The 14,455-nt window shown below is 45.1% G+C and carries 11 protein-coding genes; 9 read left to right on the top strand and 2 right to left on the bottom strand.

Features of this window, described 5'->3' with window-relative positions; translation table 11 throughout:
* Positions 1-689: 689 nt before the first annotated feature.
* The 6 genes from FVR03_RS13130 to FVR03_RS13105 all read left to right on the top strand — a co-directional run bounded on the left by FVR03_RS13130 (position 690) and on the right by FVR03_RS13105 (position 8,835).
* Complete coding sequence (locus FVR03_RS13130) at positions 690-1,568, top strand: acyltransferase family protein (RefSeq protein ID WP_147922212.1); 879 nt, start codon at positions 690-692, stop codon at positions 1,566-1,568.
* 324 nt (positions 1,569-1,892) lie between these two features.
* Entirely contained in the window at positions 1,893-3,290 is a 1,398-nt protein-coding gene (gene hisS, locus FVR03_RS13125) for a histidine--tRNA ligase (protein WP_147922211.1), read from the top strand.
* Positions 3,291-3,705: 415 nt separating this feature from the next.
* Positions 3,706-5,214 carry a histidine ammonia-lyase gene (hutH, locus tag FVR03_RS13120; protein WP_147922210.1) on the top strand — a complete coding sequence of 503 codons (1,509 nt, stop codon included), beginning with the start codon at positions 3,706-3,708 and terminating at the stop codon, positions 5,212-5,214.
* A gap of 294 nt (positions 5,215-5,508) precedes the next feature.
* The gene (locus tag FVR03_RS13115; RefSeq protein ID WP_147922209.1) at positions 5,509-7,401 is read left to right on the top strand and encodes a T9SS type B sorting domain-containing protein; all 1,893 of its coding nucleotides are present in this window, start codon (positions 5,509-5,511) and stop codon (positions 7,399-7,401) included.
* Positions 7,402-7,487: 86 nt separating this feature from the next.
* A complete protein-coding gene (locus FVR03_RS13110) occupies positions 7,488-7,823 on the top strand; it encodes a YbaB/EbfC family nucleoid-associated protein (RefSeq protein WP_147922208.1) in 336 nt (111 codons plus the stop codon).
* Entirely contained in the window at positions 7,813-8,835 is a 1,023-nt protein-coding gene (locus FVR03_RS13105) for a glycosyltransferase family 2 protein (RefSeq protein ID WP_255474209.1), read from the top strand. The genes FVR03_RS13110 and FVR03_RS13105 overlap by 11 nt, the downstream gene beginning before the upstream one ends.
* Here FVR03_RS13105 and FVR03_RS13100 read toward each other — a convergent pair.
* A complete protein-coding gene (locus FVR03_RS13100; protein WP_147922207.1) occupies positions 8,830-9,048 on the bottom strand; it encodes a PspC domain-containing protein in 219 nt (72 codons plus the stop codon). The two genes, FVR03_RS13105 and FVR03_RS13100, sit on opposite strands and share 6 nt — an antisense overlap.
* 247 nt (positions 9,049-9,295) lie before the next feature.
* Between FVR03_RS13100 and FVR03_RS13095 the strand changes: the two genes are divergently transcribed.
* Complete coding sequence (locus FVR03_RS13095; RefSeq protein WP_147922206.1) at positions 9,296-11,077, top strand: tetratricopeptide repeat protein; 1,782 nt, start codon at positions 9,296-9,298, stop codon at positions 11,075-11,077.
* Positions 11,078-11,163: 86 nt separating this feature from the next.
* Complete coding sequence (locus tag FVR03_RS13090; RefSeq protein ID WP_147922205.1) at positions 11,164-12,147, top strand: pyruvate dehydrogenase complex E1 component subunit beta; 984 nt, start codon at positions 11,164-11,166, stop codon at positions 12,145-12,147.
* A gap of 420 nt (positions 12,148-12,567) precedes the next feature.
* Here the strand turns inward: FVR03_RS13090 and FVR03_RS13080 are convergent, their stop codons facing one another.
* Positions 12,568-13,281 carry a class I SAM-dependent methyltransferase gene (locus FVR03_RS13080; protein ID WP_147922204.1) on the bottom strand — a complete coding sequence of 238 codons (714 nt, stop codon included), beginning with the start codon at positions 13,279-13,281 and terminating at the stop codon, positions 12,568-12,570.
* A 341-nt stretch (positions 13,282-13,622) separates the two neighbouring features.
* On the opposite strand from FVR03_RS13080, the gene FVR03_RS13075 reads away from it, so the two are divergent.
* A complete protein-coding gene (locus FVR03_RS13075) occupies positions 13,623-14,171 on the top strand; it encodes a DinB family protein (RefSeq protein WP_147922203.1) in 549 nt (182 codons plus the stop codon).
* Positions 14,172-14,455: the final 284 nt, after the last annotated feature.

Raw genomic sequence — 14,455 nt, 5'->3', positions numbered from 1 at the left:
CTACTTGCAATTTTAAATTACATAAATCAGAAAATATAAATTTTAACTTGTTAATAATCATTATTTTATATTTGGGTAGTGATAAAGAAGTAATGCTGGTTCAAAAATTTATCCAGAATGTTCAGTTACAATATGCTCAGACTCGCTAAAAATCAAGATATTTTTCAGCTCAATTTTAGAGAAATCCTTTTAGCATTACTTGTTTAACACTTCTTATATTTGGACACTAATGTTTTTTTTAAATAATTTTATTTTTAAGAAATTATTAATATTAACCGCGACTTAACTTATCGGAATTTGAAATTACACATCCATCTGTCACAGAATCATAGTCGTCAGGCTAAGCGATTTAAAATCAAGCAAAACGCCCCGGCCAGCCCTTGTTGAGCGTTTTTTACCTACAAGCGAAACTGTTGATCAATTGGTAAAAGCTTCAAAATTAAAGCAGCAAGCCACATTTCTTCTTTAGCCTGACGGCTATGGTCACAGGACATAAGATGCAGGATACAAGATTTTTATTTTCCTTTCTTAATGTTGAATAAATCTAAAAGGGAATTCCGATAAGTTGTGTCGCTGTTGTATTAAATAAGACTTTAGGTCAGCTATTGTACAACTTTGGATTTATGTAATAACTTCTGAAAAAAGATTTATTGCTCCTTAGCTTTTTTAAAATTTTTAGTAATTAACCGATGAACTACAGCCTTGAATTGATTCGCTTTGTTGCGGTTGTGTTAATTACATTTACCCATACAAAACATAATTTTACAAAGGGTTCTATATATTATATACTTGAAGTACTTCCTACTTATGGAACGCTTGTCCTTTCAGTTACATCTGGTTACTTATACTGGAACCATTCAAGACACAAAACACATCTATTTCAAAAAAAAATTAGAAATCTTCTGATACCATTTTTTATTGCTAATTTTTCAGTATTGCTACCTGTTTTAATTGCTCATTTTATAGGATTAAATATACTTACCAGGCTCTCATACGATCATAAATTAATAACTGATGGTATTTTTGCTCTAAACAATGCCCCAATTAACCCGCCTACATACTTCATTAGAGACTTATTCATTGTTTTTTCAATAATTGAATTATTGTTGAGAAAAAATTTATGGATGTTAGCATTACTTATTCCATTAGCTGTGTTTGGAAAGCTGATGCTGCGATATGATATATTTTTTCTATTCTTTGCGGGTGCCGTTTATGCTCACTTTCAGACTAGACTTAATAAAAAGTTATTATTGGTCTTTGTCTTTTTTGTAATAGTAGTGACATTCAATATTTTTTCCGGCTACAATAAGTACTTTATCGCATTATTTTTTTTTATTTTACTTTTAGATCTTCCAGCCAATTTTTTTAATGTAGGAGGTTATACTTACCTTCTACACTTGTATCATGCCCCCATTATGATTGTCTTGCTGCCCTTTTTGAACGCAACAATAGAAAATGAATATTTTAAAGTCACAATACAAGTCGTTCTTTCACTTCTATTAACATATCTATTATATTTAACAACAAGGAAAAATGTAAAATTTCAAATCATAAGTGGTGGCAGGTAATGCATATCGTAACTATTTAGGCACTAATGGTTAAGCCTTGGTAGGCAAATATTCACTGCTCTAAATCAGGCAGGATAGAAGTTGGTATTTTGCCTATTTGGAAAAAGTGGCCCTTAGCTGCTGCGGTCACAGATACTGCTCTTCAAATTACAAATACAAGAACCTTTAGCTTTTAGAAATATGAGTTCCACTAAATTTCCCATTCCCCAATTTCCAAATTTTCAAATTTTCAAATCTCCCACTTACCCAATCATCTTATTCCCAAATTTTCAAAACTCCAAATCCGGAACGATTTAGTAACTTCGCGGGGCAAATTCAGAAGGCATGAGCAAAGAGAAACCATCTATTCCGAAAGGAACACGCGATTTTGGCCCTGCTGTGGTGGTCAAAAGAAACTATATATTTGGCGTAATTAAACGCACATTCGAGAAGTACGGCTACCTGCCGCTGGAGACACCGGCTATGGAGCAGCTATCGGTGCTAACCGGAAAATATGGCGATGAAGGCGATCAGCTAATTTTTAAGGTGCTGAACTCCGGCGATTTCCTGAGCAAGACCTCTGCTGCCGATATAGCCCAAGGTTCAAAGCACATGGTCCGGAAAGTATCTGAAAAGGCACTGCGCTACGACCTTACAGTGCCATTTGCCCGGTTTGTGGTGATGAACCGCAACGAGATATCGTTTCCGTTTAAACGTTACCAGATTCAGCCGGTATGGCGGGCAGACAGGCCGCAAAGGGGTCGCTACAGAGAATTTTACCAGTGCGACGCAGATGTGGTAGGAACCAACTCCCTGCTGTGCGAAGCAGAAATTGTGCAGATGATCGACGAAGTGCTCTCCACGCTCGGCCTTACCGACTTCAGCATTAAAATAAACCACCGTGGCATTCTGGCGGGCATAGCAGAGGCCATAGGCGAAAAGGGCCGTGAAGGAGAACTATGCGTAGCCATCGACAAGCTGGATAAAATAGGCAAAGAAGGCGTGCGCAAAGAATTAATGGAACGAGGCATTGCCACGGCAGCCATCGAAAAACTAGAGCCGCTTTACGACCTCTCCGGCTCTAACCAGAACAAACTCACAGAACTTACCAATCTACTTGGCCAAACAACTGAAGGCTCACGCGGCCTCTCCGACCTGCAGGAAGTCTGGAAATACCTGGAGCAGCTGCAGAGCAAAGCCTTAACTACCGAAAACCCATCGGGGCAGCCGCGCCTGCAGCTGGATGCAACGCTGGCAAGAGGCCTCTCCTATTACACTGGCTGCATCTTTGAAGTAAAAGTAAACAACGCCAACATGGGCAGCATAAGCGGAGGCGGCCGCTACGATAACCTGACGGGCATGTTTGGTTTGCCTGGTGTTTCGGGAGTAGGCTTTTCTTTTGGGGTAGATCGTGTGTACGATGTGCTGGAAGAACTGCATTTGTTCCCTGATAGCAGCCAAGTAGGCACCAAAGTACTGCTCGTACAGTTCGACAAAGAGTCGGAGCAACATGCGCTGCCTCTGCTGCAGCAGCTCCGCGATGCCGGCGTTGCCTCCGAGCTTTATCCGGAACCCGCTAAACTTAAAAAGCAAATGAGCTACGCCGACCAAAAGCGAATACCGTTTGTAGTACTCATTGGATCCGAGGAAATTGCCTCCGGAAAATTAAAGTTACGCAACATGCAATCCGGCGAGCAACAAGACTTCTCACCTGACGATCTGGTAGCCTATTTAGCCCGGTAACAGGGTGCATCTGGTACATTCAGCTTAAATTATTTAAATTAAAATAGCCTTCAGAAGCATTTTCGAGGAAAAAGCTCCAAGGGTAAGGTTATCGTTGCAGGTCTGTCAGTTATAATAATAGCTTTAGCAGGAAATCAGCAGCAAGTACAAAGAAGGAGTAGCAGCCTAAGTGAGCGAATTATCAAAGCCTTTCAAAAAGGGCATCAGCTGCTTCTAGTCATCATTTTAACATAAATGGTAAACAACTGATATTATTCTGCATAAGAACCATCACAAAAATATTTATTCGATGCCTTGTGAGTCTTTTTTTTCACAAATAGTTGATATTCCAGATAATAAGGAAATAAAAGTTTTGTGTTGTGATACATGTGACCTGATATTTAATCGGTTTAAGCCTAAAATTTAATTATAGCAGATGAGCAGCGTTCATAGCATTACGAGAAGCACATTAACTTTACTGCAGATCCGCAACATCCTGGCTGGGAACTTCACGCTGGCGCTCTCTCCAGAGGCTGAAAACCGCATTACAACGTGCTACGAGTACCTGCAGCACAAGATCAAGCATAGCACCGAACGCTTATACGGCATCAATACCGGCTTTGGAGGTCTTGCCGATAAAACGGTATCTGCCACAGACCTGGAGCAGTTGCAGCGGAACCTGATGATGTCGCATGCGTGTGGCACCGGAGCCGAGGTACCAGCCGATATAGTGAAACTCATGCTGCTGCTAAAGGTACAGGCGCTGGCCTACGGGCACAGCGGGGTGCAACTGCCAACAGTAAAGCGTCTGATCGACTTTTTTAATCGTGAGGTTTTTCCGGTGGTGTACCAGCAGGGCTCTTTGGGAGCCAGCGGCGACCTCGCACCATTGGCGCACCTGTGCCTGCCGCTCCTGGGCCTGGGCGAAGCCAACTTTCAGGGCTACAAGCTCGACAGCAAGCATATTCTGGAGATGTTCAGCTGGGAGCCGGTACAGTTAAAGGCCAAAGAAGGGCTGGCGCTGCTCAACGGAACTCAATTTATGAGTGCTTACGCAGCCTACTGCCTGCTGCAGGCAGAGCGCCTGTCCAGTTGGGCCGATGTTATAGGGGCACTCTCGCTCGATGCCTATGGTGGCCACATTACCCCGTTTCAGGAGTTGCTGCACCAGGTACGTCCGCACCAGGGCCAGCTCCAGACTGCAGCACAGGTGCGGCAGCTCCTGCAGGACTCCGACCTTGTTAAGCAAGCCAAAGAGCATGTACAGGACCCCTACTCTTTCCGGTGCATACCGCAGGTGCACGGAGCCAGCAAAGACGCCCTCCGTTATGCGACCGAGGTCGTAACCACTGAAATCAATGCCGTAACCGATAATCCCATTATTTTTCCGGAGCAGGACCAGATTTTGTCAGGAGGCAATTTTCATGGGCAACCTTTGGCGCTGGCACTCGACTTTACGGCCATTGCCCTTGCCGAATTAGGCAGTATCTCGGAGCGCAGAACCTATCAGCTGCTAACAGGCAACAACCGGCTCCCGGAGTTCCTGGTGGCTGAACCAGGCCTTAATTCGGGTCTCATGATTAGTCAATATACAGCAGCCAGCCTGGTGAGCCAGAACAAACAACTCTGCTCCCCTGCCTCCACCGATACCATTCCATCGTCTAACGGGCAGGAAGACCACGTAAGCATGGGTGCCAATGCAGCTACAAAGCTCTACCAGGTGGTACAAAATGTTGAGGCTGTCCTGGCTATCGAATTACTGAATGCGGTGCAGGCGCTGGAGTTCCGAAGGCCGCTTCAGACCTCGCCGGCACTCGAGAAGCTGGTTACGGCATACCGGCAGCAGGTACCGTTTATTTCTGCAGATACCTTCCTCCACCCTCACCTCAAGCAGACCATCAGTTTTCTGAAAACCTTTCCGGTACAGGAGCTGCTAGTTTCTTAGCAGAAGAGGTAAGCAGCAAACTTACCCTTGAAGCAAAAACAACAAAAAAGCTTCGGAAGGCCATTTTCATTCAAATAATTTATTTTTAGCTAGTTAAATCAGCGATCAAACTTAGAACATGACCATATTGTGCTACCTAAAGCCAGTACAATATGGTCATGTAAAACCTTATAGCGGCAATCTATACTAAAAACAGCCCGAAGCAGTTAAAACAATAGCTTACTTATTTTGCGCCAAAAAGTGCGTGGCTCCCGTATTTTTAGTTGATTTGAAGAAAATTAAGAATTCTTTCCGTTGAAGTACCTGCTGATCCTTATTTTCCTGCTTATGAACCTGGTGGCAATGGCGCAGAGCAGGTGCTTTAAGGCATACCACGAAGGCAAGGAAGTAACTGTATTTTGTGTGGGCCAGACTATTCGGTTCAAAGACTGCAGTGGCCGGGTAAGTCCGGAGCAGGAGTACTATTACCATCCCGAAGAAGACATCAACAACCCCAATAAAGACACGGTTAAAACCATCACCTTCACCAGACCCGGGCCGGTTACCATTACGCAGCTTGCAAATTTCAACAACCAGGGTACCTCTCTTTTCAGGCAGGATTTTGAAGTGAAAGCGACACCTGAACCCACTTTTACGATAACAGGCTGCGACAGGCGAACTGTCCGTGTTCAAATAACAGACACCTCTTACGACACTTACAACCTGGACTTTGGAAATGGGCAGTCGCGGGCTGTAACTTCAGGAGAGAGAGTTACTTACACGTATGCAGCTGAAGGTGCTTATACAATAACCTTAACAGGCTCTTACCGCGGCGCTACCTGCTCCCAAAGTGCCACTAAAGAGTTTAAAGACTTTTCACCTCTCCCACTGCCCGTGCTCAGCCAGGTTACCGTTGACCGGCAAGCGCAGGTAAACGGCAGCATTTCTATTTCGTACAAGGTCGAATCGAGATACACCTACCTGCTGGAGCACCTAAACCCCGCAGATAATTCAGTACTGGCTGTAGATACGTTAGATGGTTTGGAAAGCGGAGTAGCCGTAAAGCTTAAAACCCTGGAAAATATTAATACAACAGAACCCAGGTGTTACAGGGTGCGGGTTACTGATGCCTGCGGGAACAGTCAGGTATCCAGTACGGTATGTTCTATTGTATTTAATGCCTCTGTTGCCTCAGGAGAAGCCGTGCTGACCTGGAAAACACACTTGTTTCCCGGCCAGCAGGTGGAGATCCGGAATTCAAGTAACAATACCACCCTTTATACTTCAGCTGATCCGCAAGGCAGTACAACAATTTCAAACCTGACGTGTGGCCGATATTGCTATAGTGCCATGGTTACTGGTGGAGATGGATTTGGCATAGCGCAAGATCAATGTGTTGAAATTGCTGCAACTGCTGCCCCACCTGCCGGTTACCTATTGGCGAGCTACAATAACCAGAACCAGGTGGAGCTTACGCTGCAGGTACCACAAGAGCAAACATTCCGGCAGCTCGAAGTTTATCGTGAACCAGGAGGCAACAGCCAACCGGTTGGCACCGCCCTCACCACTACTTACCGCGACGAAGTGAACACTCCCGGCACCTATTGCTACCAGGCAACCTACACCGACGATTGCAGCGCCACATCAAGCCTCAGCAACACCACCTGCCCCATGTACCTGCAGCTGCGCGAACAAGGTGTGGCCGGCATACAATTATTTTGGACCGCTTTTACCGGCTATCAGGGCGGTGTGCTACGGTACGAGGTAGAGCAACTAAATGCTGTCAACACAGTTGTTGCCAGCACTCCTGCTACCGGTACTACTTACACCGATAGTAACCCTGTAGAGGAGCAGCGCCTGCGGTATCGCATAAAGGCTATTTCGCGCACCGGGGCCGAGGTATCGTATTCAAATATTCTGGAGGTGGTGCAGCCTATCAGGTTGTTTGTGCCGAGCGCCTTTAGTCCGAACAACGATGGCCTTAACGATATTTTTACCGTAAAGGGTAACTTCTTCGAAAACTTTAGTATCAGGATTTACAACCGGTCGGGGCAGGTAGTTTACGAGGCAACCGATGCCACTGCCGGATGGGATGGCACCACAAAGGGGCAGCTACAGCCAGCAGGCGCTTACGTGTACGAGATAGCGGTGACCACCACCGACGGAGAAAAAAAGACACGAAAAGGAACAGTTACCCTCATTCGCTGATTTGATAGCAGCCAATTTGTATATTTGCAGTAAATTAACCCGCATTAGTGTGTAATCGGGATAAACCATAACCACAGAAAAGCACCATGTTTGATATGTTCGGAATGCTGGGCAAGGTAAAAGAGGTCCAGGCAAAAATTAAAGAAGCGCAGGATAAGCTGCAGCACATTACGGTAACCTCAGAGTCTGGGGCCGGTTTAGTTAAAGCCACCGTAAACGGCCAGCGCAAACTCCTGAAAATAGAAATAGACGATTCTATTCTAAACACCAACGATCGTGATATGGTTAACGACCTCGTGGTGGCCGCCGTAAACAGCGCCATGGAGTCTGCCAACGAAAAGGCGCAGGAAGAGCTTAAAAAGAACACGGAAGGTTTGCTGCCCAACATCCCCGGCTTAGATTTAGGTAACTTTGGCATGTAAACCCGGCCATACGGCTATTGTTATTTTAAACTGGAACGGACTGCATTTTCTGCAGCAGTTCCTGCCTTCTGTAATAGAAAACAGCCCCGGTTGCGAGATCATCGTAGCCGACAATGCCTCCTCCGATGAATCGGTGGCTTTTTTGCGCGCGCATTTTCCGGAGGTTCGTGTGATCAGGCACGAATCGAATCTTGGTTTTTGTGAAGGCTACAATCAGGCGCTCCGGCAGGTAGAAGCCACTTATTATGTGCTCCTCAACTCCGATGTTGCCGTTACGCCTGGTTGGGTAGCTCCAGTTATAACGCTTTTGGAGTCTGATGAGCAGATTGCGGTTTGCCAGCCAAAAATTAACGCCCACCAGCATCCGCACCTGTTCGAGTATGCCGGGGCTGCCGGTGGCATGCTCGACACCCTTGGCTACCCCTTCTGCAGAGGTCGTTTATTTGAGCACCTGGAAGACGACAACGGACAGTACAACGATGTGCAGGAGGTGTTTTGGGCAACTGGTGCCTGCATGTTTGTGCGGGCTTCGGTTTACAAAGAAATGGGTGGTTTAGAACCTGCTTTTTTTGCCCATATGGAAGAAATAGATTTCTGCTGGCGCGTCAGCAACGCAGGTTACAAAGTGTTCTATACGGGCCATAGCCAGGTGTTTCATGTGGGTGGCGGCACCTTGCATAAATCAAACCCACATAAAACCTTTCTGAACTTCAGGAACGGGCTGGCCATGCTTTATAAAAATCTGCCACTTTCAGAGCTTTACCAGGTTATCGTTTTCAGAATACTGCTGGACTGGCTGGCTGCCTTCCGGATGCTGGTGGCTGGTCAGAAAGCAGACGCTAAAGCTGTATTGGAGGCGCACGTATCGTTGTTAAAGCAAGCCTCCTACTGGCATAACCGCCGTAAGCTGCAGCCTGTTAAAAAAAAGTTAAAGGAACTAAAGGGAATTTATGCCGGCAGTATTGTATGGGAATACTTTATTCGGCAGAAAAGGACGGTAAAGGAGCTATAGATCCCAGATAGTGCTTCGTTCCCGACGCAGGTGCTTGCTCACGTTCATCCAGAAGGCCAGCATGAGGTAAATAAGTACAGGAGATCCAAACGTTAAAAACGAGAGGTAGATAAAAGAAAACCGTATGCTGCTGGAAGCGATTCCAAGCTTCTCACCAAGCATGGTGCAGACACCAAAAGCCTGAGATTCGATAAAGTACTGGAGCCGTCTCATATTTCTGAATTAATTTAAATTTAAAAATATACTATTAATTTCTTCTATCAAAATAAAAATGCAACTCATTCTGGCTCAAACGTTTTAAACCCTAACATCCTAATTTAAGCAGGTTCAGAATTAACAGCACAGAAAGCAGAATGTTTAGTTAAGACAGAAATTTGAAAGTAAAACATAAATTCCAAAGAAAGGCTTACCACCCAAAGCGGAATTTTGGTGTATTTTACGGTTTATTTAGATACAAGATATGCCTGGCATTAAAAAACAACAATTTCATTTCTTCCTTTCCATTCTCACGCTCAGTTGCTTGACCTCCTCCTGCACCTTGCCACGCCTCATCAGGCAGGCAGAAAAGAAGCAGGAGATAACGGTAAGTCCTTTGCCGCTGGCTGCCAGTGGCGATGAAGTGGTTTTTGAAGTAAAAGCAAGCGTACCCGAGAAGCTGGTCAACAAGCAATACCCCTACAAAATAGATCTGTTTTACGAATACGGTGAAAACAAACGCGAGAATGTTGGCACCTTAAATTTCCAGTTTGGTGAGTTCCTATACGAGAACAAACGGCCAACCATAATAAAAAGCTTTAGCTTACCTTACACACCGGCCAAGAAAACAGGGAAATTACTGGCGCAGGGCAGGGTGACAGATGCCAAGACGAAGGGCGTGCAGTATACTAAAACAACCACACTAACTACTGGCATTCTTACAACTCCGCTTTCAGTAGTTAAAAATAATGAAGTACTTTATATCCCCAATACCTACAACCCCGCCGAAAATACCAAAGAACTACTGGATTTCTACTTCGATAATGATTTGCACGAGTTGCGCGATTATGTGGGTTCTAACCTCCAGACGCTGGACCAGTACATTCTTGATAATGTAGATGCACAGGAAATAACCGTGTATGGCAGCCAGTCGCCTGAGGAAAAAGATCCTGAACTCTCAGCCACCAGAGCCACTGCTCTAAAGGATTATTACCAGGATAAAGTAGAAATGCTGGACTACTCCGGTAAAGAAGTAACCATTACCACCCAACCCGACAATGATTTTCGGCAGCGACTGAAAACCAAAGTAGAGCACTCGGCCTTGGGCAAGAAGCAGAAAGCAGAAGTCCTGGCTATTCTGGCATCAGATAATTCAATCTATACAATGGCTGAGGACCTGCAGCAAACGGAAGCTTATAATTACCTGCAGAAATACATTTATCCGACCTTACGATCTGCTCATGTAGAAATAAATTACCAGCGCAATCAGAAGCCTGACTACGAATTGTACTTGCTCGCCCAAAAAATTGCCGACCAAACTGCTGACCCGGCACAACTTTCGGCAGAGGAGTTACTATATGCTGCCACCCTAACTCCTTTGCTTACGGAACGCCGAAAATTGTACGAAGCATCGGTAAAGCTCACCGACAAATGGCCTGCCTACTTTAACCTCGGTGTAGTGTACCTCGAAATGGCCGACAAAGAATTCCGGCCTGACATAAAAAACAAGTTATTGGACCAGGCAACACAGCACCTTTCGTATGCGGGTTACAGGCAACCGACTGCTGCTGTTCATTACAGCCTTGGCAGCGCCTACCATGTGCGTGGCAACAAACCTAAAGCGCTCGAATCTTACAACTACGCCATCCGGATGGGCGGTGATAGCGACCTGCTAACTAGAGTTTTTGCCGATAAAGCTGCGCTTGAAATAGAAATGGGTTTATATGATGATGCCATTGCCAGCCTGAAATACGCCGGCGACAGTTACCAGACCCAGATGAACCTGGGGTTGAGCTACCTCTTAAAAGAAAACTACGAAGGAGCTGAGAGCTTTTACCTGCAGGCCCTGCAACACAAGCCTTATGATGGCCGGGCACATTATTTTATGGCGGTTAAAGCAGCCAGAACAAAAAATGACCAGCTGCTGAGTACCCACCTCCGCCAGGCAGTACGATCCGACAGGAACCTGCTTAAAGAGGCAGTAGAGGACCCGGAGTTCAGGGTGTACCACGGTACCAGGCTGTTTCAGGAGGCGCTGCTGCCGTAAGTCGTGTGCAGAAATATAAAGAAGGCATTGTAAATTGACTGACTTATCTTAATTTTACCAACAGAAAGAGACAATAAACATCCTATATGCGAAGTATACAGTTTAGAGAAGCCTTGCGCGAAGCCATGAGTGAAGAAATGCGCCGTGACAAGAGCGTTTATTTGATGGGGGAAGAAGTGGCCGAGTACAATGGCGCCTACAAAGTTAGCCAGGGCATGCTGGACGAATTCGGTCCGGAACGTGTAATCGACACACCCATCGCAGAACTTGGTTTTGCAGGTATCGGCGTTGGATCTGCCATGAATGGCTTACGCCCGATAATTGAGTTTATGACCTTTAACTTTTCGTTAGTGGCTATCGATCAGGTTATTAACTCTGCTGCTAAAGTTATGTCGATGTCTGGTGGTCAGTACAGCGCCCCTATGGTGTTCCGTGGGCCAACCGGTAGCGCAGGCATGCTGTCTTCGCAGCACTCGCAGAACTTCGAGAACTGGTTTGCCAACACCGCCGGTTTAAAGGTGGTAGTTCCTTCTAACCCGTACGATGCCAAAGGTCTTCTTAAAACCGCCATCCGCGATAATGACCCGGTTATATTTATGGAATCGGAGCAGATGTATGGCGACAAAGGCGAAGTGCCTGAAGAAGAATACCTGATTCCGATTGGTGTAGCAGACATTAAGCGCGAAGGTTCTGATGTAACCATCGTATCTTTCGGTAAAATGATGAAAGTTGTTTTGGCGGCAGCCGAAGAACTTGCAAAAGACGGAGTAAACGCTGAAGTTATTGACCTGCGTTCTGTAAGACCAATTGATTACAAAACACTGGTTGAGTCTGTTAAGAAAACCAACCGTATGGTAGTTGTAGAAGAAGCCTGGCCATTGGCATCTATTTCTTCTGAAATTGCCTACCACATACAAAGCAACGCCTTCGATTACATGGATGCTCCTGTAAAACGCGTTACCTGCCGCGATGTGCCGCTTCCTTATGCTCCTACGCTTATAGAAGCTTCGTTGCCAAACGTTGAACGCACGATTGAGGCTGTAAAACAGGTGATGTACAAAAAAGCCTAAGGTCAACATATAGTATAAAAAAAGGGAAAGACTCTGTTATAGGGCTTTCCCTTTTTTTATGTTCCTTTTTTAGTCAGTTTCAACTTCTTCCGTTCTTACTTTAACAGCGTTATCTTTTGGCTCTATCCCCTGGTCATGCTCCTGCGATTATACTTGTGTAAACTCCGCCCCCAGCAGAAAAATGATGGAAGTATAATACACCTAAACCAGAATAAGCACCAACAAACCAGCAGCACGTACGTATCGACCAGCGGGTCGTGCTGAAAATAATTATTGAGTGCAAATTTATTTACTGCAAACAGTAAAGCAGTAACCGTTGCGCCTACCCAAACAGTAGACCACCTGATTTCACTTTGCTTTAACCGGAATTAGAATAACTCAATTCCTATTCCTTACTCAACGATCATTTCTACTGTTGCTTTAGCGCAAGAAGAGTCTGGCCAGGTAATTACCGTCTTCTCCTTCGTACATAAGCTCAAATGAGAAGCCCTGTTCTTCGGCATAGTCCTGCAAAATGGCGGCATCTATAAAAAGCCAGTTAAACCAGCCGGTTTCCAGGTTCTTGTAGTGCATGTTGTATTTTACCTCACCGTAATAACCGGCGTTCAAATCCAATAGCACACTTCCGTCTTCTTCTTCAAACATGTACAAGATATCAGATGACTCAAGCAGGATCTGACCTTGAGGTTGCAATAAAGTACGTGCCTGCTTCAGAAAACCAGGTAAGTCGCGTAGGGTACCCGCTATGCCAATGCCATTCATGAGCAGCAACAGGGTATCAAACGTTGTTCCCTGGTAGGTCATAATATCCTGTAGCAAAGCCTGTTTAACGCCCCTGGTTTTCATAGCTTCTATGGCTCCCTCTGAAATATCGATGGCAGTTACATCGAAGCCCTTTTGCTGCAGTGCCAGCGTATGGCTACCAGCTGCTGCTCCAACATCCAGCACTTTACCTTTGCTTGCCTCAAGGGCCAGTAGCTCCCAGGCAGGCATATCGCGCTCGTTCCGGAAGAGGTAATCAACCGGAATTACATCATCTTCGGTCAGGTTGCTTTCTACTACTATTTCGGCACCACTTATACCTTCTAATTTGTCGAGGAGAGCCGCTCCTACGGGGTCTTGCGAATAATCCATAGCTCATCTGAAAAAACAAATTTACAGTATTAACAGCACAAACCTACACGGCCTTTTCCGGCTAAAGCTTTTAGGAAGTCCCGATATTAATAATAAACAGGTTGGTTTCATACTTGTAGGTTTAAACAGCCATTATGTTGGATTATTCGTAAAATATGCTTTAATTGATATATTACTTCCGGCACTGCTATAGCGAGGTCCAAATGGTTGACCTTTAGAAGTGTATATCTTCAAGAACAGATTCTTAGGATTTGATTAAAACGACAGAAGGTAATCGCAGTTACATCATTTTTGTGTTGCAGTTCTACTCATACTAAATACAACTTCTATACTTATTGCTGATGAACTTACTGTTAGAAGTAAAGTATTTAAAACTGGAAAAGTCGAGGAACCGGTTGCTGGATGCGCTGGAGCAGGTAGACCCCGTTATTCTGAACACCAAAATAGCTGAAGACAAGTGGTCTATCGCCCAGATTGTGGCACACCTGGTGCTGGTAGAGGAGTTTACGCTGAGCTATATGCAACGAAAACTGGAAGAGCCTGAAAAACTGCCAGCTGCGTCTCTTAAAAATTACTTGAAATCGCTGTTGCTGAAACTGGCACTAAAATCGAAACTTAAATTTAAAGCGCCTCCCCGGGTGGCCGATGTGCCGGACAAGGTGTGTTTACAGAGCCTGCGCCGCCAATGGAATGGCGTACGCTATACCTTCGAAGACCTGCTCACTGATCTGCCACCTGAGCTACTCGACAAGTGCCTGTTCAAGCACCCTTACGTGGGCCCGCTTTCCGTCACCCAATGCCTCACCTTTCTGCAAGACCACTTCGACCACCATGCCGCCCAAATCAAACACCTAAAGCAGGCGTTGCAACCTGGGACTTCAATAAATTAAAATTTCAAGTCCAAAATGGTGGATGCTAAACCTTTAATAAATTAAGAGTATAAAAATTATTCACTCATCTCCGTTATTTTTTAGTCTCAATAGCTCTTACTCCTTCTTAGTACCTCCAAACTTCAAATCAAATAATTAGCCATTTAGCAATCATTACATACTCAATTATTTAAATGAAATTGGCCTTCCAAAAGGTTTTTTGTAGTTTCCTGTCAAGGGTCGTAAAAGGGATTCCTTCATTTTTTCAGCAATACAAGCGACTATTTTGTATATTTGTGCGTTCT

This window comes from Pontibacter qinzhouensis (assembly GCF_008017455.1).
In the GTDB taxonomy this organism is placed as follows: Bacteria; Bacteroidota; Bacteroidia; order Cytophagales; family Hymenobacteraceae; genus Pontibacter; species Pontibacter qinzhouensis.
Note: the sequence above shows the minus strand (reverse complement) of the source record. Positions and strands in the feature narration are given on the sequence as shown.

Coding starts and splice junctions, on each gene's coding strand:
- FVR03_RS13095 (WP_147922206.1), top strand. CDS start 9,296: ATGCCTGGCATTAAAAAACAACAATTTCATTTCTTCCTTTCCATTCTC.
- hutH (WP_147922210.1), top strand. CDS start 3,706: ATGAGCAGCGTTCATAGCATTACGAGAAGCACATTAACTTTACTGCAG.
- FVR03_RS13110 (WP_147922208.1), top strand. CDS start 7,488: ATGTTTGATATGTTCGGAATGCTGGGCAAGGTAAAAGAGGTCCAGGCA.
- FVR03_RS13100 (WP_147922207.1), bottom strand. CDS start 9,048: ATGAGACGGCTCCAGTACTTTATCGAATCTCAGGCTTTTGGTGTCTGC.
- hisS (WP_147922211.1), top strand. CDS start 1,893: ATGAGCAAAGAGAAACCATCTATTCCGAAAGGAACACGCGATTTTGGC.
- FVR03_RS13080 (WP_147922204.1), bottom strand. CDS start 13,281: ATGGATTATTCGCAAGACCCCGTAGGAGCGGCTCTCCTCGACAAATTA.
- FVR03_RS13090 (WP_147922205.1), top strand. CDS start 11,164: ATGCGAAGTATACAGTTTAGAGAAGCCTTGCGCGAAGCCATGAGTGAA.
- FVR03_RS13130 (WP_147922212.1), top strand. CDS start 690: ATGAACTACAGCCTTGAATTGATTCGCTTTGTTGCGGTTGTGTTAATT.
- FVR03_RS13075 (WP_147922203.1), top strand. CDS start 13,623: ATGAACTTACTGTTAGAAGTAAAGTATTTAAAACTGGAAAAGTCGAGG.